This is a genomic window from Haladaptatus sp. AB643, assembly GCF_024136975.1.
In the GTDB taxonomy this organism is placed as follows: Archaea; Halobacteriota; Halobacteria; order Halobacteriales; family Haladaptataceae; genus Haladaptatus.
In genome coordinates this window covers 1-19,392 of the sequence record NZ_JAMYJW010000007.1, presented here as the reverse complement: position 1 = coordinate 19,392, position 19,392 = coordinate 1, and the positions used below count along the sequence as shown (strand labels likewise).

16 protein-coding genes are annotated in these 19,392 nt (G+C 51.1%); 9 read left to right on the top strand and 7 right to left on the bottom strand.

What is annotated here, in order from left to right:
- The first annotated feature begins 270 nt into the window (after positions 1-270).
- The 6 genes from NKF25_RS14570 (at position 271) to NKF25_RS14545 (ending at position 6,460) form a co-directional block, all read left to right on the top strand.
- Positions 271-582 carry a hypothetical protein gene (locus tag NKF25_RS14570; protein ID WP_253227380.1) on the top strand — a complete coding sequence of 104 codons (312 nt, stop codon included), beginning with the start codon at positions 271-273 and terminating at the stop codon, positions 580-582.
- Between the two features lie 76 nt (positions 583-658).
- Positions 659-2,185, top strand: coding sequence for a sulfatase (locus NKF25_RS14565; RefSeq protein ID WP_253227379.1), 1,527 nt, complete (start codon positions 659-661; stop codon positions 2,183-2,185).
- A gap of 105 nt (positions 2,186-2,290) precedes the next feature.
- Positions 2,291-3,034: a ThuA domain-containing protein gene (locus NKF25_RS14560; RefSeq protein ID WP_253227378.1), complete on the top strand. Its 744-nt coding sequence runs from the start codon at positions 2,291-2,293 to the stop codon at positions 3,032-3,034.
- Between the two features lie 152 nt (positions 3,035-3,186).
- The gene (locus NKF25_RS14555) at positions 3,187-3,915 is read left to right on the top strand and encodes a TIM barrel protein (RefSeq protein WP_253227377.1); all 729 of its coding nucleotides are present in this window, start codon (positions 3,187-3,189) and stop codon (positions 3,913-3,915) included.
- Between the two features lie 251 nt (positions 3,916-4,166).
- Positions 4,167-5,552: a glucoamylase family protein gene (locus NKF25_RS14550; RefSeq protein ID WP_253227376.1), complete on the top strand. Its 1,386-nt coding sequence runs from the start codon at positions 4,167-4,169 to the stop codon at positions 5,550-5,552.
- A gap of 626 nt (positions 5,553-6,178) precedes the next feature.
- Positions 6,179-6,460, top strand: coding sequence for a hypothetical protein (locus tag NKF25_RS14545; RefSeq protein ID WP_253227375.1), 282 nt, complete (start codon positions 6,179-6,181; stop codon positions 6,458-6,460).
- A 216-nt stretch (positions 6,461-6,676) separates the two neighbouring features.
- Here the strand turns inward: NKF25_RS14545 and NKF25_RS14540 are convergent, their stop codons facing one another.
- The 7 genes from NKF25_RS14540 to NKF25_RS14510 all read right to left on the bottom strand — a co-directional run bounded on the left by NKF25_RS14540 (position 6,677) and on the right by NKF25_RS14510 (position 14,982).
- Positions 6,677-7,639, bottom strand: coding sequence for an oligopeptide/dipeptide ABC transporter ATP-binding protein (locus NKF25_RS14540; RefSeq protein ID WP_342766334.1), 963 nt, complete (start codon positions 7,637-7,639; stop codon positions 6,677-6,679).
- A gap of 137 nt (positions 7,640-7,776) precedes the next feature.
- Complete coding sequence (locus NKF25_RS14535) at positions 7,777-8,835, bottom strand: ABC transporter ATP-binding protein (protein WP_253227373.1); 1,059 nt, start codon at positions 8,833-8,835, stop codon at positions 7,777-7,779.
- Positions 8,835-9,866, bottom strand: a complete 1,032-nt coding sequence (locus tag NKF25_RS14530) for an ABC transporter permease subunit (RefSeq protein WP_253227372.1) — start codon at positions 9,864-9,866, stop codon at positions 8,835-8,837. Before NKF25_RS14530 ends, NKF25_RS14535 begins: the two co-directional genes overlap by 1 nt.
- Entirely contained in the window at positions 9,853-10,869 is a 1,017-nt protein-coding gene (locus tag NKF25_RS14525) for an ABC transporter permease (RefSeq protein ID WP_253227371.1), read from the bottom strand. Before NKF25_RS14525 ends, NKF25_RS14530 begins: the two co-directional genes overlap by 14 nt.
- Before the next feature lie 273 nt (positions 10,870-11,142).
- On the bottom strand, positions 11,143-12,921 hold the full coding sequence (locus NKF25_RS14520) for an ABC transporter substrate-binding protein (RefSeq protein ID WP_253227370.1): 1,779 nt from the start codon (positions 12,919-12,921) through the stop codon (positions 11,143-11,145).
- 139 nt (positions 12,922-13,060) lie between these two features.
- Positions 13,061-14,164, bottom strand: coding sequence for a Gfo/Idh/MocA family oxidoreductase (locus NKF25_RS14515; RefSeq protein WP_253227369.1), 1,104 nt, complete (start codon positions 14,162-14,164; stop codon positions 13,061-13,063).
- Positions 14,161-14,982, bottom strand: coding sequence for a sugar phosphate isomerase/epimerase (locus NKF25_RS14510; RefSeq protein ID WP_253227368.1), 822 nt, complete (start codon positions 14,980-14,982; stop codon positions 14,161-14,163). Before NKF25_RS14510 ends, NKF25_RS14515 begins: the two co-directional genes overlap by 4 nt.
- Before the next feature lie 189 nt (positions 14,983-15,171).
- Here NKF25_RS14510 and NKF25_RS14505 point away from each other — a divergent pair, with 189 nt between their 5' ends.
- The 3 genes from NKF25_RS14505 to NKF25_RS14495 all read left to right on the top strand — a co-directional run bounded on the left by NKF25_RS14505 (position 15,172) and on the right by NKF25_RS14495 (position 18,633).
- Entirely contained in the window at positions 15,172-16,293 is a 1,122-nt protein-coding gene (locus NKF25_RS14505; protein WP_253227367.1) for a Gfo/Idh/MocA family oxidoreductase, read from the top strand.
- 169 nt (positions 16,294-16,462) lie between these two features.
- Positions 16,463-17,227 (top strand): sugar phosphate isomerase/epimerase, encoded by a 765-nt coding sequence (locus NKF25_RS14500; protein ID WP_253227366.1) that lies wholly within the window; start codon positions 16,463-16,465, stop codon positions 17,225-17,227.
- 647 nt (positions 17,228-17,874) lie between these two features.
- Positions 17,875-18,633 (top strand): IclR family transcriptional regulator, encoded by a 759-nt coding sequence (locus NKF25_RS14495; protein ID WP_253227365.1) that lies wholly within the window; start codon positions 17,875-17,877, stop codon positions 18,631-18,633.
- Positions 18,634-19,392 lie beyond the last annotated feature (759 nt).

Here is a 19,392-nt window from a genome sequence, read left to right as displayed (position 1 = left end):
CTCGTTGCTGAGCTCCGTAAGTGAAGCAAGTCCAAAGGTCGAACGCATATCAATCCTGTATTTGCTTGATTACCCCTTAATCCTATGCAACCCAAAACGAATTTCAGTAATGCTTCTGAATAAATGGAACCTCCATTGGATTTGTTATTGGCTTGGATGAAATATACGTCTATGAAGCGCGGACTCGTAGTACTATAAGATACCAACCGTTCCGAAGAACTCCTCGAAGAAGCCGGTGAGTACGCGAACGCAACCGGTACCGAACTCCGGTTGCTTTCGCTCATCTCCAAAAAGGAGTATGAAGACGATGCGCTGTCCTCGATTGGGGATCTCGAAAACGTCACGTACAATGACACTGTCGTCCTCGCTGGAGTCAAACAAAAAACTGAGAAGATAGCTGCGACGGTATTCGAGGACCGAATGGTCGACTATGAGCGCACTGTGATGGTCGCAGAAGATGACGAACACGCCGAATGTACGCTCGAAGTAGCTGAAAAACACGGATGTGACCACATCTTTGGAGACACGGTTCAGCGGCCGATTCTCAGCTTTGATGGGTTCGTCACTGACTCGATTATGTAACGTTGTGTCCACACAGCTGCAATTGTCGTAGTAAATGCACCGTAACACTCATTTAACTCCTACCGAATAGGACGATATGCGAATTCTGTACATTGACTGCGACTCGCTACGCCCGGATCATCTCGGCTGCTATGGGTATCATCGCAATACGTCTCCGAATATCGACAAGCTCGCCGAAAACGGCTGCCGGTTCACGAACTATTACGCCTCGGACGTTCCCTGTCTTCCATCACGGACGGCATTGTTCACCGGCCGGTTCGGTATCCATACCGGTGTCGTCAACCACGGGGGTATCGCCGCCGACATCCGGCAACAAGGAGTCGGTCGCCAAGAGGGGAACAGAGGAACGTATCGGTCGTTCCCGACCACGCTCCGCCAAGAGGACTTCCACACCGCGTTCATCAGTCCGTTTCCACAACGTCACGCTGCCTGGCATGTCGTGGATGGGTTCGACGAGTGGTGGGATACGAAAGGTAGCGGTCACGAGCGCGCTGACGAGGTCTACTCGTATGCCGAGGATTGGTTGCAAAAGCACTCAACTGACGAAGACTGGTTCCTTCACGTCAATTTTTGGGACCCTCATACCAACTACGACACACCGATGGAGTATGGACGCCCCTTCGCGGACGATCCTGCTCCCCAATGGCTTACTGAAGAACGGATCGCCGCACAGAGGGAGAGCTACGGTCCACACAGCGCCCAGGATCTTCATCATGAATACATAAACGGTTCAGACGTGCTCGATCTACCTCGTACACCCGACGAAATTTACGACCGGGAAGCGTTCAAACAGTGGATTGACGGGTACGACACAGGAATCAGATACATGGACGACTATATCGGTAAACTTCTCGACCTGCTTGCCGACGATGATGTGCTTGAGGAGACGCTTATCATCGTCTCGGCTGACCACGGTGAGAACCAAGGGGAACTCAACGTCTACGGTGACCATCAGTTGGCGGACGAGTGTGCATGCCGCATCCCCCTAATCATAAGTGGACCGGGTGTAAAATCGGGGGTCGACGAAGGACTCCACTACAACGTTGATTTTGCTCCCACGGTGACAGAACTTGCTGGGGGAGAGATACCGGAGGGTTGGGATGGGCGCTCGTTTGCCGATACGCTCACAGCAGGCAACGACACTGGCCGTGACTTTTTGGTCTTGAGTCAGGGAACGTGGACGTGTCAACGAGCAGTTCGATGGGATGATTGGCTCCTCGTACAGACGTACCATGACGGGTGGCACGAAATCGAATCTCTACTACTGTTCAATGTCGACGAAGACCCACACGAAACGACCAACTTAGTTGACGAACACCCGACGGTGGCCGAGCAGGGTCTCTCATTGCTCCAGCGGTGGCATACAACGCGGATGATGGAGAATGCGACTGGTGATAATGGTGGTATAGCTGGTACGCCGCGTGCACTCACCGACCCATTACTAGAGGTCATCCGTGAAGAATTACCGTTTTACCAGCGAGGAAACAGGGAGACGTACGTAATGCGCCTCCGCGAAACGGGTCGCGAGGAGCACGCAGAGACAGTCGAGCGCGAGACTGGCGTCCTTGAGCGGACTGACAAACTATTCCCGGAAAGGATATGACTCCAATACGGACTCCACCAAACGGACGCTGACTCCATATTTCGGATTCGTTTCCTTCCTGAGAAGGGGTAGACTTATTTTGTCGGTCGATGCACGAGACTACATATGACGACAGTTACTGTCTGGAACGAGTACGTCCACGAACGAGACCACGACGAAGTATCCGAGCTATATCCCGACGGCATTCACGGAGCGATTGCAGACGCTCTCGAGAAACGTGGGTTCGAAACGAGAACGGCCACGCTCGATGATCCAGACCACGGACTCACCGAGGAGGTTCTTGCGGAGACGGACGTCTTGACCTGGTGGGGGCATGCTGCCCACGATAAAGTGGAAGATGAAATAGTTGGACGGGTGAAACGCCATGTTCTCGATGGCATGGGGTTACTCGTTCTTCACTCGGCGCACTACTCGAAGATCTTTCGCGCATTAATGGGGACGTCTTGTGGTCTGAAATGGCGCGAGGCGGCCGAGACGGAGCGATTATGGGTCACCAACCCTGCCCATCCGATAGCCGACGGGATTGACGACTATTTCGAGGTGCCGGACGCAGAGATGTATGGCGAACACTTCGACATTCCCGAACCGGATTCGCTCGTATTCACCTCATGGTTCGAAGGTGGCGAGGTATTCCGCTCTGGCTGCTGTTACTTCCGAGGTACGGGGCGCATCTTTTACTTTCGGCCGGGTCACGAAACCTACCCAGTGTACCACCAAAACGAAATCCAGCAGGTCCTAGCAAACGCCTGCGAATGGGCCGCTCGACCCGAAGACGGGTCCGAAGTCGTTCGCGGCAACCACGAACCCATTGAAGACATCGATACTAGCGACACGCGGTCAGTCCACTGATCGGATAGCGGCTCAACAACGACTTTTTGATACAACGGTGAGAAACCGTGCCAACCCGATAACGCTCTGCTCGGTATATCATCATTCGTCATCGCTCAATTACTCAACGGTGGAATCCAAAGAACGATAGTCCCCCATATTCATCATTAACCGTGACTCGAACTGCAATAAATTTGTACACCGTTCGTGATCTAGATGAGCCTCTACTGGATGTCTTAGATCGAATCGCTGATGCCGGATACGACGGAGTCCAATTCGCTGGATTCGGCGAGCCAACGGTTGCTGAGGTGTTGGATAAACTTGAGGAAACCGGCCTTACTCCAGTCAGCGGCGCCCACGTTGGACTCGAGGATTTACAACGAAATCTCGAAGAAACACGAGCCACTTTTCAGGAACGACTCGGTTGTGATTCCGCGGTTCTCTCTTATCTCGATGAGAGTTATTTCGCGGACTCCGAAACCACCAATGAGACTATATCCATGGTCCATCGTCTCTCGGAGAAAGTCGAAGACAGTGGATGGCGTCTCCATTATCACAACCATGACCAGGAGTTCGTCGACCTCGGTGATGAGACGGGCCTCGACCGCCTGCTTCGTGTTGCGACCGACGTCGGACTTGAGCTCGACGTCGGATGGGCGCTCACTGGTGGAGAGGATCCAGTCACGTTGCTCGAACGGTACGACGACCGTATCGAGATGGTTCACATGAAGGATATGGCTGACGGTGAGTTCTGCGAAATTGGTGAGGGCAACGTGGATATGCAGGCGTGCGCGGATACTGCTCGTGACGTCGGCGCGACGTGGCTTATTTACGAACACGATCAACCATCCGATCCTGCCGCGTCTCTCTATCACGGAGCAGCGTACCTAAACGACCTCTAATTTTCCACACGCGTCCTGGCACCTGGGATCGAGGTACGATTGGAGTCGGTCTCTGTCAGTTTCGTCCCCCTCTGTTTGTTAGGACGCTACCAAGTACCATCATGGGTGTTGGCTTGTCGGACCGTTCGTTCGCGGAATCTGTTTAGGGCTCGCTCAATTCAATCAATAATTGTTCATAAATTTTAATACCGAAACGATACTCATAATTATTGGTGCGCAAACCTATGACAAGTAGCCAGTTCACTAGCCACATGCGTAGAAAATTCCTCCAGACTATCGGCCTAACAGGTATCACGGCAGCGGCGGGGGTCAGTACGGTGACGGCTGACGGAACGGAGGATGAAAAAACGGTTGGACGAGCGTCTTCGGGAACAAACCACCGTGAGAATCGGCTTCGCGGTATCGCCCGTCGTCACTACCGTTTCTTCGAGAAATTCACATCTGACCGCGGGCTTCCAGACGACACTGTCGACGTCAGCGGAGATACGGTGACACGGTCATACCGTACTTCCCCGTCGAACATCGCAATGTATCTCACGAGTACTATCGGCGCAGCAGAAATCGGTGTCGTCTCCGATCACGAAGCTCAGTGGCGAATCCGGACCGTCGTGGAAACGCTCGAATCGCTTGAAAAGTGGAATGGACTATTCTTACGATGGTACGACATTCGGACCGGACGACCGTGGATGGAAACACATAGCGGGACGAAGTACGTCTCCACCGTCGACAACGGTCATCTAACAGCTGCACTGGTCGTAATTGGACAGAGGTATGACGGCGAACTTGCCGACCGTGCGCAGGCCCTTGTGGCGGCCCAGGACTACGCGCCGTTCCACCACCCGGATAATGGCCAACTGCGTGGTGGATACGACTTCGAGTCCGGGTTGACCGATTGGACCTACGGGATGGTTAACAGTGAGCCTCGCGTCGCCAGCTACTGTGCCATCGGCAAAGGCGACATCCCGGATACACATTGGTGGCGACCTAACCGAACGTTCGAGCCGGAAGATGATTGGACACAACAAACCGCACAGGGGGAATTTCAAACATACGACGGGGTTGAGGTGTTCGAGGGTCATTACACATATAATGGGACAAAATACGTTCCGAGCTGGGGTGGTGCCCAGTTCGAAGCACTGATGCCCTCATTGTTTATAAAAGAGCAAGAGTTGGGAACGGAAGGATTTGGGAAGAACAATGCCCACTGGACCCGGGTGCAGATCGAGTTCGCCGAGGACCAAAATTGGCCTATTTGGGGGCTTTCACCCTGCGGAACGCCAAACGGATATGGTGCATTTGGGGTCCCGGACCAAGGTGCTTGGAAAGATCACTATACTCCTGGTCCGATCGTCACACCCCACGCGACGTTCCTGGCGCTAGATTACGCTCCCCATGCAGCCCTCGAAAACGTGAGGCAACTTCGGAAGATGGGAATCGACGGAAAGTACGGATTCTACGACTCTGTGAACGCAGAAACGGGTGAACTCACGAAGAAATTCTATTCCCTTGATCAGGGTATGTCGATCACGGCTATCGCAAACCATCTCTCTAATGGTTCCATCCGCAATTACTTCCACGACAGTGAGATCGGCGAACGTCCAGAACACCTCCTTGAACGGGAAACCTTTACAATTTAACGAAAGGTCACAGCACAAATCGAATTCTCCAGTTTTGGAACCCGACTGTGATCATCCTCTAAGACCCGGTGTGCGATCGACCTCGCCGAAACACTCGTTAAATCTATTTCTTCGCTCCCTACCGATGCGGTTGAGACGATCGATTGGCGAACACACCATCGATGATCGTGGTATCTGCTGAAAGAGTTATTATCCCATGATGTAATCCCAACATTCATATCTTCCCTCTGGGTACCACCAGACATGAACCACGCTGAAAACAGGATATGGAGCGTTATTATAGGAATAATATCTGTTCTAGACCAAAATGGTCGTTTCCGGGAGCATGACATCTAGCTCAACTCGTGCGAGCGGGGACAAAGACGCAACAGGATTAGAACCGTTCCTCAATACGATCTGCCCATATTCGTGGATTTTAGCTATTGCGTTTGGTCTCAATTTCCTTTTTGCGTTCTTCTCATTGTTGAGCCTCGCGTTCCTCCCGTCTTCCGCCCCTAGCTATCCTATCGCCCTCTTCACAATCCTTCTCAACGGAATAGTGGTCGTCATCCTCGCACCGATGCTTTATCTTTGCCGTCGTCACAATTTTTACTAATCCAATTCTGACGATCACAGAGACCCGCAATATGGAAGATCTTATGGGAAAAATAATGTATGTGGGAGTAATATCGTTTTGTATGGCTACCACAGGTAGAGAGAGTGGACCGTTCGATGTTGTAATTGAGATAGTATCGGCAGCTCGCCGATCACTCCTAGTCGCAATGGCGGCGTTCGGCCTTCTACTAATATTCATCGGAATGATCATTCTCAATGGCATCTATGCCGGGTTGTTCGGCATTTGGGGTACACTATTGATTTTGGTTGCGGTCATTGGAATTGCGGGTCTAGAGCTCCTCAAACGCCTCTAATGTGTCCTCCTCAGTCATCAACCCCCTCGATAAAGAACTGACACCCTCCCCCCACGGATAATTACTTCTGGCGATGTTCGTGAGTAGCGGAAATCGAACTCCAGCAATGCAAATCTGGTCCTATAGTACGTGGCTAGAATGGGGCCACGAATTCGATCGGTCGAATCGGAATCGGGTTTCAATTCCAGCGGTAATCGGATGATGCTAATCGCGCGGTCAGAAGTCCAACTCCTCTTGCACTCGTCTATCGGTGCCGTCTAGCTCTCGACTATGCCAATATTCGTGAGTCGAATCCTGCCGGAAACACGCTGCTTTCTGTCCTTCTCCTGTGACATCGAACATTGACGGCGTCTCCTTCTTACAAGCTTCGCGAGCGACGGGGCAGCGGGTGTGGAATCGGCAGCCCGACGGTGGATCGATTGGATCCGGGATGTCGATCGAACGAACCGGTGTTTCGATCATTCGTCCCTCGTCATCTGAGTGGAGCTGCGGCGTTGCCCACTTCAAGACTTTCGTGTACGGATGTTGCGGATCTTTGATGATCTGCTCCGCTGGACCGATTTCCACCAATTCTCCGAGGTACATAATACCGATACGTCCGCCTGCCTTCTCTGCGAGATAGCGGGCGTTTGCAAGATCGTGGCTGATGAACAGGAATGATGTCTCGAAACGTTCCCTGAGGTCCAGCATGAGTTCCATCATATCCACTCGGAGCGAAACGTCGAGCGCAGACACAGCTTCATCCCCAAGCACCAGATCCGGGTTCATCAACAGCGATCGAATCAGTGCGACACGCTGCTGTTCGCCACCCGAGAGCTGGTGTGGATAGCGGAACGCATAGTCCTCGACAGGCTGAACGCCTACCGTCTCGAGCAGTTCGAATACACGGGCTTGCCGATCCTCTTTCGAGAGATTCGGATGCCACTTTCGGAGGGGAGCGCTCAGCGTGGCAATGACCTTCTGATTTGGGTTCAACGCACTTCCGGGATCTTGATGAACCATCTGAAGCGATCGACGGATTTCGCTAAATTCTATTTCGACGTCACCCTTCCCTTCCTTTGCATCCCAGATGTCCTGTTCACGATAGGAAACTGACCCGTCTGTCGGGCGTTGGACGCCAATCGCCGTTCGTCCGAGCGTCGTTTTCCCACAGCCGCTTTCACCGACCAGAACGACCACGTCCCCGGAATGGATATCCAGGGAAACCCCGTCGACTGCACGAACGGGTTCCGGTTCTGATCCGAAGCTGAACAAACTACTCGACTCTTCGAAGTGGACCTCGACGTTGTCGAGCGAAACGACCGGCTCCGATGTACTCATTGGTTCACCCCCAAATCCAGCGTAATCTCATCGCGTGCTGTTTCAGGATGGAAGCAGGCAGCGAGATGCTCGTCATGTTTTCCTTCGATGCCCAGCATCTCTGGATTCTGGTTCGTGCATTTTTCCGTCGCAAGCGGACACCGCGGATGGTACGAACACCCCTCGGGCGTGTTTACGGGATCTGGGCTTCGACCTTCGATCGCAGCCATTTCGTCGAGCGGACCTTCCAAGTAGGGAACTGCTTTCAACAGAGCACGGGAGTACGGGTGTGCTGGGTTCGTCGTCATGACGTTCGTCTCACCCACTTCGACGAGATCGAACGCATACATTACACCCAGCCGGTCAGAGAGGTCCGCAACTAACGAAAAGTCGTGTGTGATAAACACGATCGTCAGGTCGTACTTCTTCTGGAGTTTCTCGATAAGAGAGATGATTGAGCGCTGCATGAGGAGGTCGAGTGCGGCGGTTGGTTCGTCCATAACGAGAATGTTTGGCTCAAGCAGCAGCGCTAGTGCGATGAGGGCACGTTGATTCATCCCGCCACTGAGCTCGTGTGGGTAGGCGTCGAGAATTCGATCGGGATCCAAGTAGAGATCGGATAACAAATCGTGAGCGTGAGCCATTCCCTCTCGAACATTCTTGTTGTGTGCCTGCAACGTTTCTCTGAAGTGGCCGCGGATCGTGAGCGTCGGATTGAACGAGCTCATTGCGCCCTGAAACACCATCGCAATCTCTTCCCAGAGGATGTTTGAGAGTTGCTTTTGTGTTGCCGAAACGAGATTAATCGGTTCGCCGTCTGGTGGATGGTAGATGACTTCGCCGGTTAGCTCACCTGGCTCCTCTACCACGTTTAACATTGCCGCTGCAAGCATGGATTTGCCGCTGCCACTTTCCCCGACGATTCCGAGTGTCTCGTGTCGCTGAAGATCGAGCGAAACGTCGTCTAGAACCCTTGCATCGCCTCTGTCCATCGAGAACGTAACTGATGCGTTCCGGATCTCGAGGACAGTATCTGTGCGACCAGCGCGACTTTGTCGTGGTGTTGTTCGTGACATTAGTAGTTCGACTCCATTAGCGTCGGTGAATCGTTATCGGTCGAGTTCTTGTCCGTCTTGCTATTGTTCTCGTGGCGAGCTCTGACACGGGGGTTGAACAGTCTGTCGCAACCCTGAGCGAACATCACGAGCCCGAACGAAAGCAGCATCACGGCCAGCATAGGGGCGAGCAACCAGTGGGCCCCCTTCCATGAGTATATCGCACCAGACTCGGTGTAGGCGTTATTCAGCATGGTTCCCCAATTCAAGTTCGTGAACGGGAGGACGCCAAGGAAAGACAATCCCATATACGCAAAGATCATCCCTTTCATGGAGTTAACGAGATTGATCAGTACGTATGGCATGATGTTCGGCAATAAATCGTTTTTCAGGATATAACTGGTATCGAGTCCCATGATCCGTGATGCTTCTACATAGTCTGCCTCCCGCAGCGAGAGCATCTCCGATCTGATCGCACGTGCGAGACCAGCCCATCCCGTAAGTGAGAGAGTGAGTCCGATGACAATTGGACTCTCCGGCTTCACGATCCAAATCAAGATAAGGAGCAAGGGGAGCCCAGGCAGCATCATCAGCGTGTCGCTCATGAACATGATGACGGTGTCGAGTTTACCCCCTTTGTATCCTGCGACCAATCCCAGGAACGTTCCGACGACGATCACCCAGAGCCCACCGGAGAGCATGATCTCCAGCATAACCGGCGTCGCGTGAACCACCTGTGCGAAGATCCCACGACCAAGTTTATCGGCTCCGAGCGGGAACGCCATCGTTTGGAACGGAGGCAGCAAACGTCCTGCCTGGTTCGGTTTGGGATTGCGTACCACGGCAACCCCTAACGTTCCCAGGAGGAGATAGAACACGATAATGAGGAACCCAATTCGAGCCCGGAAGTCATCCCATATGATGGAAAATGGCATGACGACGAACTCTTCAAACGCCCGCTGAGCGCGGTCAGTTCGCGTCAACGAATATTCAGAGACGGCCCCAAACGGGCTATCTTCAGGGGTAGAACCGTTATCGTTAGTACGACTCACGACCCTCACCTCCCGTTTCGATCCGTGGATCGACCATTCCGTACGTAATGTCGGCGATGAAAATCCCGGTGACTGTCGCTACCGTCACGAGAATGAACGACCCCATCATCAGCGGATAATCCCTTGACATCGTTGCCTTGAACATAATATAGCCTATTCCCTGGTATCCAAATATCTGCTCGAGGATGATTGACCCACCGAAGATGCTCGCGATACCCATCATGATTCCAGTATACATTGGAAGGATCGCGTTGCGCGCCACGTATCGGAGTGCGATTCGATGTTGTGGCAGGGCCCTGATACGAGCGGCTCGAATGTAGTCTGACCCGAGCTCGCTAATCGCGTTGCTTCGCAACCCGAGCGCCGTCCCACCGAAACTGACGAATACCATCGAGAGAACCGGTAGCACCGCGTGATACACCACACTCTTCATGAACGGGATGTTGAAGCCGGGTTCCAGTCCGGATGCGTATGCCCCGTTCGTTGGGAAGATTCCCCACATGAATCCCAGAACGTACACGAGGACGATTGCCAACATATAGTACGGGATTGACCCGGCTATGAGCGTGTATGACGTCACTCCAACGTCAAACTTTCCACCCTCTTTATACGCCATTAGCCCGCCGACGACGACCCCGATAGTAAGACCGAGGAACAATGTTACGGTAGAGAGGAACAATGTCCACGGCATCGCTCGCCAAATTACGTGCGAGACCGGTTCCCCAAACCACACGGACGTTCCGAAATCGCCGTGCAGCGCAGAGGTCATATAGTTGATGTACTGAACGTACAACGGCTGATCGGGATACACGTTCGTGTATGCAGCGGCGAGGTGGTTGATTTGTTCCACCGACATCGACGTCTGGCTCTGCATAAGCTTGTTCTTGATGTACGTTTCTGGTCCGCCTGGAAGCATTCGGATTAAGAAAAACGAGAGACTCACTGCCAGGTAAACCGTGGCGAGTGCATACGTCGCTCGTTTAACGAGGTATCTCAGATTCATATGTTGTACTTGGGTGCTACCGATTTCCGTTTCGCATCTGCTCGAGGCATCGATGTTTCACACCGAGGACCCGTGTTCTCATCACTCAACATCCGATAGATGGAACCAATATAGGATTCATAATAAATGTTTGGTCTTGATTATTCCAAAGGAAGTATCTATACTTGCTGAGGATTAATTAACAAAAGCTCTGACTCTTTCTTCGATTCTTCTCTTCGAACGGTGAAAGTCGAAAAGAATAGCTGCTACAATGCGCGTTCCGTACGTATTATTCTATTTTACTGCTTTCAATTTCCCTTGTCGTGGAAGCCAATTGAACAAGCCGCCGTAGTACGTCATGGCGTCATCGTCTTTCGAGGGATATTCCCAACCGTCAGTATCGTACCATGCTTGGTCGAGTTTTTCCTGAACTGGGAGGCACGGAAGGTTGTAGTTGTACAACCACGCCAGTTGACTTATGAGGTCTTTTTCTGTGGACTTATCGACCTTCTTCTCGAGTTTGGCGAGCAACTCGTTCGGGTCAACGGTTTGTAGCTTCCCGTTGGGCTTTCCAACTGGTGGGGCTTTGAACGTGTCCGGAGGACTAATCGCGCCTTGCACCCCCGGATCTTCGTACACTAGACGATACGTGTAATACGGATACGCGATACCGGCAGCCCACCCGTAGGTGGCAACTCGGAAGTTACCATTCGGCCAAAGGGTGCTGAGGTAAGAGCTGCTGTCGGTTGTTTTCACCTGCGATTCGATTCCGAAGTCGTTTAGCTCTGAAACCATCGTCTGAACGGATGCGGTGAAGTCACTCCAACCAGCAGGTGTGTTAATCGGGAGCGAAAACTTCTGACCATCAGGTTGGTGCCACTTGCCGCCCTTCTTTGTGAATCCCTCCTTTTTCAGGAGAGTGGATGCTTTTCCAGTATTTTTTTGGTACTTGTTCATTTTCCCAGCTAAGTCCCCGACCCATCGATCTTGAGTGGCGTTGGTGATACCGTTCGGGATGTTAACCGGATGTTTGGTCGCATCGGAGTTCTTGGCAATCGTCTTCCGGTCGAATAGGTACGCGATCGCTTGCCGAACGTTTCGGTTTTTCAACACGGGATCATCGTGATTGAACCAAAGGCCCATTCCCCAGTTTGCGGGGAAATTTTTGTGCTTGACGGACTTGGGGAATGTATTACCGACGGCATTTTCGACGAATGCCTTTGTGCCATCGATATTTTGGGTCTTCATGGCTCCCCAGATCTTCTGATTACCGCCGCCCATCTGGATGAACTCTACCGTGGAAAAGTTGATATTATCCGCATCCGGGTGTTTCTCATATTTCTTCAGTGTGATTTTTCCAGGGTTTATCTGGTCAGGTTGCCAAGGGCCGTGTCCGTACGGTTCATCAATCGTCGCACTTGCCAGCTTTTGACGTACTTTCTGTAGTTCGTCCTCTGACGACGCCTGATCGTACTGCTTGACGTAATCCTTGTACAAGGAATATTTGACGTTGAGGCTCTGCGGGAGTATTGTCTGCTTGAGGATATTCCCGTTTGTCGGCTTTTTCAGTGTAATCTCGACGGTCGATTTATCCTTCTCCTTGACCTCGCCGATAGTATCGAGCGAACCGTTCATCAGGAACCCGAGCTTCAACGAGGACGCAACGTCTTTCGAATCGACTTTTGACCCATCCCACCATGTCAATCCATCACGGATGTTTAGCTCCATCGCGCCCTTCGTAATCGACCAGTCCGTGATCAAATAAGGGTAGTACTCCCCGGTGAAGTCATTTTGTGCGACAAATGGGTCCCAAATGTATCCGGTGATGGCACCCTGGAACTCTTTGAAGTTATACTGATTGTAGTGCTTTCGAGCGAGATTTCCGCTTCCCGCAGTCGTGGTCCATGACGCGTTGACCGTGGATCCGTCACCTGTACCGGACCCGCTTTTTTTATTTCCAGCGTCATTCTTGCTTTGGCTACCTGAACAGCCAGCGAGACTTGCGATACCGGCGATTCCGGCGGCGCGAAGCATCTGCCGTCTAGTCTTGGGAGTAGGCTCTATGATTGGCATGGTCTGCCTTGCCGCAACAACAAATTCCCATAATAAATAATTTGTGCTATTGTTCCAATTATAGACATGAATATGAATATAGAGATTAGATGTCTATATTCTGTTGGTTATTTGTAGACTCGGACAGCCGTTAAGGCTTCTAGAGTTCGACCCGCTGGCCAGATTCGTCACTTTGTTGAATCGCGGAGATGACACGCTGAACTGCCGCTCCATCCGCGAAGTCGGGACTGAACGCCCGATTCTCGGCAATGGCGGTAAGGAACTTTTCATGCTCATGAACGAATGTGTGTTCCCACCCGATGACGTGGCCCGGAGGCCACCAGACGTCTCCATAGGGATCATCGTCATCAGTGATGAGCACGGTTTGGAAGCCCCGATTATCCCCGGTATGGACTTCGAGTTCGTTGAGCCGAGCGAGGTTGAACTTCACTGCACCATCCGTGCCGTGAACCTCGAAGTTGTTATTGTTCGTTTCTCCGTGAGCCTGCCGACTTGCTTGTAGCACACCCATCGCACCGTTATCGAAGTCGACTTGCGCTGAGTACGCATCGTCAACGTCGACTTCGCGGGTCTCACCATCATCACCCCACTCAAATGGACGTTCGGTCGTAAAGGTGCGTGTGTGACCGCTCACGGTCACGATGTCACCGACCAGGTAGCGTGCGAGGTCGATAGTGTGGGAACCGAGATCTCCAAGTGCCCCCGCACCCGCATGTTCTTTCGAAAGTCGCCAGGACCAGCCGGCCGTTTCGTCGGTGAGAAACCCATTGACGTATCGTCCGTGAAAGTGACGGATCTCGCCAAGTTCACCCGCTTCGATGAGTCGCTTTGCATACCGGATAGCCGGGACGAAGCGATAATTGAAGCCGATCCCCGCTACGGCATTCGAGGCATCCGCCGTTGCCGCCATCCTCTCGGCGTCATCACGAGTTGATGCGAGGGGCTTCTCACAGAGGACATGGATATCTCTTTCCAACGCGGCGATTGAGGGCTCAGCGTGGAGATGATTTGGACCGAGGTTCAACAGGACATCGATCTCATCGAGAGCTTCCTCCCAGTCGTCAGTAATTCGGGTGAAGTCGTACCGCTCTGCTGCCTCGGCAAGCGACTTCTCGTGTCGACCGACGAGGATGTGGCGGTCAGTGGATGGCGCGTCTGGGAAAAAGAGGGGCAACCGGTCAAGTGCATTGGTGTGAGCTTTCCCCATGAACCCGTATCCGAGCATGCCGATTCGAAGTGTCATTCAGTGTTACCTTCGGTCATACTCACGAGGTCGTTCATTTTCGGGGCTGTTTCTCGCATCGAAACTTCGGCGTCTTCGGGGTACTCGTGCTCATAGATGAGCCATTCAACGTCTGCATCAACGGCTGCTTCAACGACCTCTTCGACGTTGAGATCTCCCTCACCAAGCTGAACGGATTCGCTCGTCTCGTAAACCATATCCTTGAGGTGGATTAGAGGGACACGATCGGCATACGTTCGAATGACTTCGGCTGGATCAGCGCCAGCGGTGCCGACCCAACCGACATCGAACTCGAACTGTACACGGTCATCTAGGTGATCGACCAGCACCTCGAACGCCGTCCGTCCCTCCGCATCATCGAACGTGATGAACTCGTGGTCATGATTATGATAACAGAGCGTAAGTCCGTACTCGGCGAGTCCATCGGAACATTCGTTAAGCAGTGCCGCAGTGTCCTTCGTCGCTTGGGGGGACGCATAGTACGTTTCGTCGAGCCAACCAAGGACGACGCGGTCGCAATCCAGCGTTCGACATGCCGAGAGAAGTCCTTCTTCTGGAGAGCGGATTTGATCCAATCCGGTCATGATGCTCGTGACGCCGAGCCCCGTTTCGTCGAGTGCTTTCGTCGACCCATCGTCGACGGATTCGATACCGAGTTCGATTCCACTATACTCTGCGTCGCCCACACGGGTAATAGTACGACCAGTGTCGTCATCGAGATGGCCGATCATCCCCATAATTATGGCTGTTTGAACCATGCACCTACCATTCTGTGCTCCGCATTTAACGCTTCTGTCCCTGTGAAATGATGATCGCAACCTCTCGAAGTGTAGCAGTTTGAGACTTTGGCGAAGGAATGAGGTCGAAGGGTAAAATTGAACACCTTTTCTTCTCCATCAGAATATAAAATCTCTCAGATATTCAAATAGAAATCAAACTGGAGTCTGGCGTTGAAAGTAAGAAAGATTATATCGATCGGGTCAAAAACGAATATCTGAAGGTCAATCATGAAGGATTACAGCGTTGCGTTTATTGGCACAGGAAAACCCCCAGAAAGCTCGAACGCGACTGGATTCGCCATGGCGTATAAACACGCAGAATCGTACAACCGTATCGATGGATGCAAACTGACAGCGTGTGCTGACATCGTCCGTGAGAACGCGATTGGGTTCGCCGAGGAAGTCGGTATCGCCACCGACAACGTCTTCGAAGATTACAACGAAATGCTCTCTGCAGTCGAGCCGGATATCGTCAGCATTTGCGTACCACCGGCAGTTCATGCGGACATCACCTTCGATTGTATCGAAAGCGAGATTCCACAGGCTATTCACTGCGAGAAACCGATGGCGGACACGTGGAAAGATTGTCGCCAAATGGTCTCGAAAGCTAACGAGTACGACATTCAACTCACGTTCAATCATCAACGGCGATTCGGTACGCCATTCGTCAAGGCAAAGGAATTGCTCGATGCTGGCGAGATCGGTGCACTCAAACGAGTTGAGTTCTCCTCACCTAATCTGTTTGACTATGGAACGCATTCGTTTGATCTCAGTAACTTTTATGCTGAAGAATCCGACCCCGAGTGGGTGATCGGGCAGATCGATTACCGAGAAGAAAACGTCCTCTTCGGGGCCCATAACGAGAATCAAGGTGTCGTCCAATGGCAGTATGAAAGCGGCGTCCAGGGTCTAGCCACCACAGGAATCGGAAATGGGAACGCAATCAATAGTCACAATCGACTCGTCGGTACTGAAGGCGTTATAGAAATCGGTGTCGGATTTCCGACGGATGACACTGGCCCCATGCTTCGAATGCGACGGAATGGGAAATCATCATGGGAAGAATTTGATGTGAACAATGAGGACGTTCATGGTCGCCGAGACGCCGAAGATTGGAAAGGTCAAACTGTACTTACGCGCGCACTGGCAAACGTCGTCGAAAGTATCGATGGGAAGCAAGTCCCTCTCCTCTCTGGGGAAAATGCCCTCCGAGCAACCGAACTAATCTTCGGTGCGTGGCAATCGGCTCGACGACGTGGACGGATCGACTTCCCTCTCAACATCGACGATAACCCTCTCACCTCTATGATCAAATCCGGCGACCTACAGCCAAAACCGGTGGACGAATAATCGATTAGCGTTCCAAAATTGGCAGACAGATTTCAATAATCTAAAATTCATCCATAAAATCGAAGATCATACGAAACTCATCGGGTCCAAAATTGCAAATTGATCGGATGACGATTTCGATGCAACGCACCAGAAAACCTAATTACTTGCCAATAAACAAACTAACTAGATGGTTAAAACCGCAATACAACTATACACGTTACGGAAATTTGATGTAAAAGAATCGACCAAAGTAAGAATAGCGTCGGAGACGGACGTCGATGGCGTCGAAATGGAATATTACGGGCCCCCCTCGGATGCGACATTAGCGGCGCTTGACGAAACTGGTCTTGAAGTAGCTGGTTTGTCGGCAGGACTCGACGATTTTCAACACTCATTAGATGAACTGGTAACTACCTGCAAAGCGTTCGATTGTGAGACTATCATCCTTGGTTACCTAGACGAAAAGCATTTCAGATCAGTACAAGCGACTCACCGGACAGCGAACCTACTTAATTCCCTAGCGGACACAGTTAACGAGCAGGGCCTCCGATTTCTCTACCACACCAATCGTCACGAGTTTACTTCCTCTGATGGTCGCACTCACTTCGATATCTTAGCTGATGAAACCGATGATGGCGTCGAGTTTGAACTCGACCTCGGTTGGATTGGTGTCACCGGAACGAATCCACACTCGGTACTCGAAGACTTTGGCCATCGTACTGCCTCTGTCCACCTCAAAGATATGCGCTTCGAAGAAGAGAAGTTTGTCAACCTGGGCGATGGTGATCTCAATGTTCGGGAAACTGCCCAGGCAGCTATCGATGTGGGAGTTGAATGGCTGGTCTACGAACACGAAGACCCTGTAGATCCGGTCGAATCTGTTGTCGCTGGCGCTTCGAAACTATCCCTGTTCAAGAAAAACGGACTGACCGCAGATTCTTTTTCATCCTAAATCTGACGGATCTCCTTATTTGAGCACTTACGAGCGTACCTTGCTTGAACGAAGCAGTAGCGAACTGGTGTCGCCAACCGTTTCGAAGGGGTTGACAACGAGAGTGGCTCGGAAAGTAAAAGGATAAACGGTCATAGCTTCTCATCAAATAAAACCCATGAACAATCCATGCAAAATATTATTCAGACAAAAAATCAATGCAACTTATGTGGTGAATTATCCCATATTTTGACACCTAACATTCGAGAATAACTGAGGGTTCATCTTGCCCTAGTTACTGTTGGTTGAGAATATTCACTACTGGTGAATCCTTCTCCCGCTCATTCCATGGTTGAGGTGTTTATACTATTCGTATTCAAGTGTCCACCGCGTCAGAGACCCAGATTTTCGGCAGTAGTAGATGGCCATTTTCATTGAGAACCAGATATCTATGTACAACAAATTCAAAGAAACGAGAGACTGCATGGACCTCAAATCAAGAAGGGGACAAATTTGAGCCTTTTACATCATCTATATATCTATGAAAATATTTGTTAAGGGCCTGGTGAAAGGGGATCTCTGGACTTCACGATAGATCTGGAATAAAATTCGGTATGTTTCCGACGATAGTGAAAAATTTATAATCCTCCGATTCCATCCTGCATACTATGACCGACAAAAGCGGAGTCAAAGCGGTTCGAACGACGTTCCGGATATTACACGCCCTCAAAGATATCGATGGTAGCGTCGGAGTATCAGACCTCTCAGATAAACTTGAACTTCCAGTGAGCACGGTACACAGTCACCTGACCACTCTTCACGACTGTGGATACGTCGTGAAGCAAGGGAGTGAGTACGATATTGGTTATCGTTTTCTCGAAACCGGAGGATTCAGGCGGAGCCAATCCCGTTTATTCGAATTTGCGAAACCAAAGGTCGATCAACTTGCTGAAGAATTCGGTGATAAAGTTAATTTGGTTGTCTATGATCATGGGCTCGCTGCTCATATTTATATCGCTAAAGGAGAGGAGGCGATTGAGACGGATACATACATAGGGATTCGTCTTCACTCTCACTCATCCGCTAGCGGCAAAGTGATTCTGGCGCATTTACCTGAAGAACTCGTTCACGAAACTATCGATAGATACGGGCTCGTTCACCATGGTCCAAACGCGATTACATCCCGGGATGAATTTTTCGAGGAGCTTGCACAGATTCGCGAAGCTGGAATTGCCTTTGATCGGGAAGAGCGTGTTGAAGGCCTCCACTGTGTCGCTGCACCCATTATGCGCGATAATGCACTTCCTGCAGCAATTAGCATCTCCGGTCCGCGCGGCCGAATGACCGGTGAAAGATTTACTGACGAAATCCCTGAACGTCTCCAAAATGTTGCTGATACTATCCGTATAAAACATCGTTACGCCTGAATTGCTTCCGACGGAGCTTCTTTCAACTTATTCATTATGCAACTGATCGAATTGTCTAAATTCTTGTAGTAGTTTCTATCTACTGTGTCGTTACATCACTAGTCTTGTAATGCCACAGAGATAGTTCGATTTTACAGGACTCTTGAAGCGTACGTAGAAGATAGTTAAGCTGTGACCATCCATTCTTGAGTTGTTATCGGTAGTGTAGACTAAGGCAAGTTTGATATAGCTGTATGTAATTTATAGATCTCAGAACGGGAGCATTCACCGATTATAGGATCTATATCGCCAGATTGAGCACAAGGAGGTGACCTCAATTACACTACCGCTTAGCGCCGTAAGCGGAAGTGCAAACGCCCCGGGACCCCTCACCTGTTCTATGCAAAGGTTGTAGTCCATGTTGGGCACCCTCCTCCCTACGATCATCGGATTTTTAGAGTCAATATTCTAACAAGATGAATCATATGTAATTCTGGATGGGTATAGAGTGTCTTCGATTAGGGTAGATTAAATAACAAAACAAACGACCGAATATTCGTCGGTCACTGGTCTGTTCCGGCGTCTCTGTATGTGGTAAACGGTTCCAAGCATTCGAGACGACACAGCAAAGATCTTGATGACAATTGTCCGTTGCCAAGTGTAGCTACTATCGGACGGAGAACGTTCAATCCATCATATATCTTGTTTGAGTGATGATTATCTTCCTAACCCGTACCGACCTTTTTCGACCCATTCGTTCTTTTTCCACCCGCAGTGAGG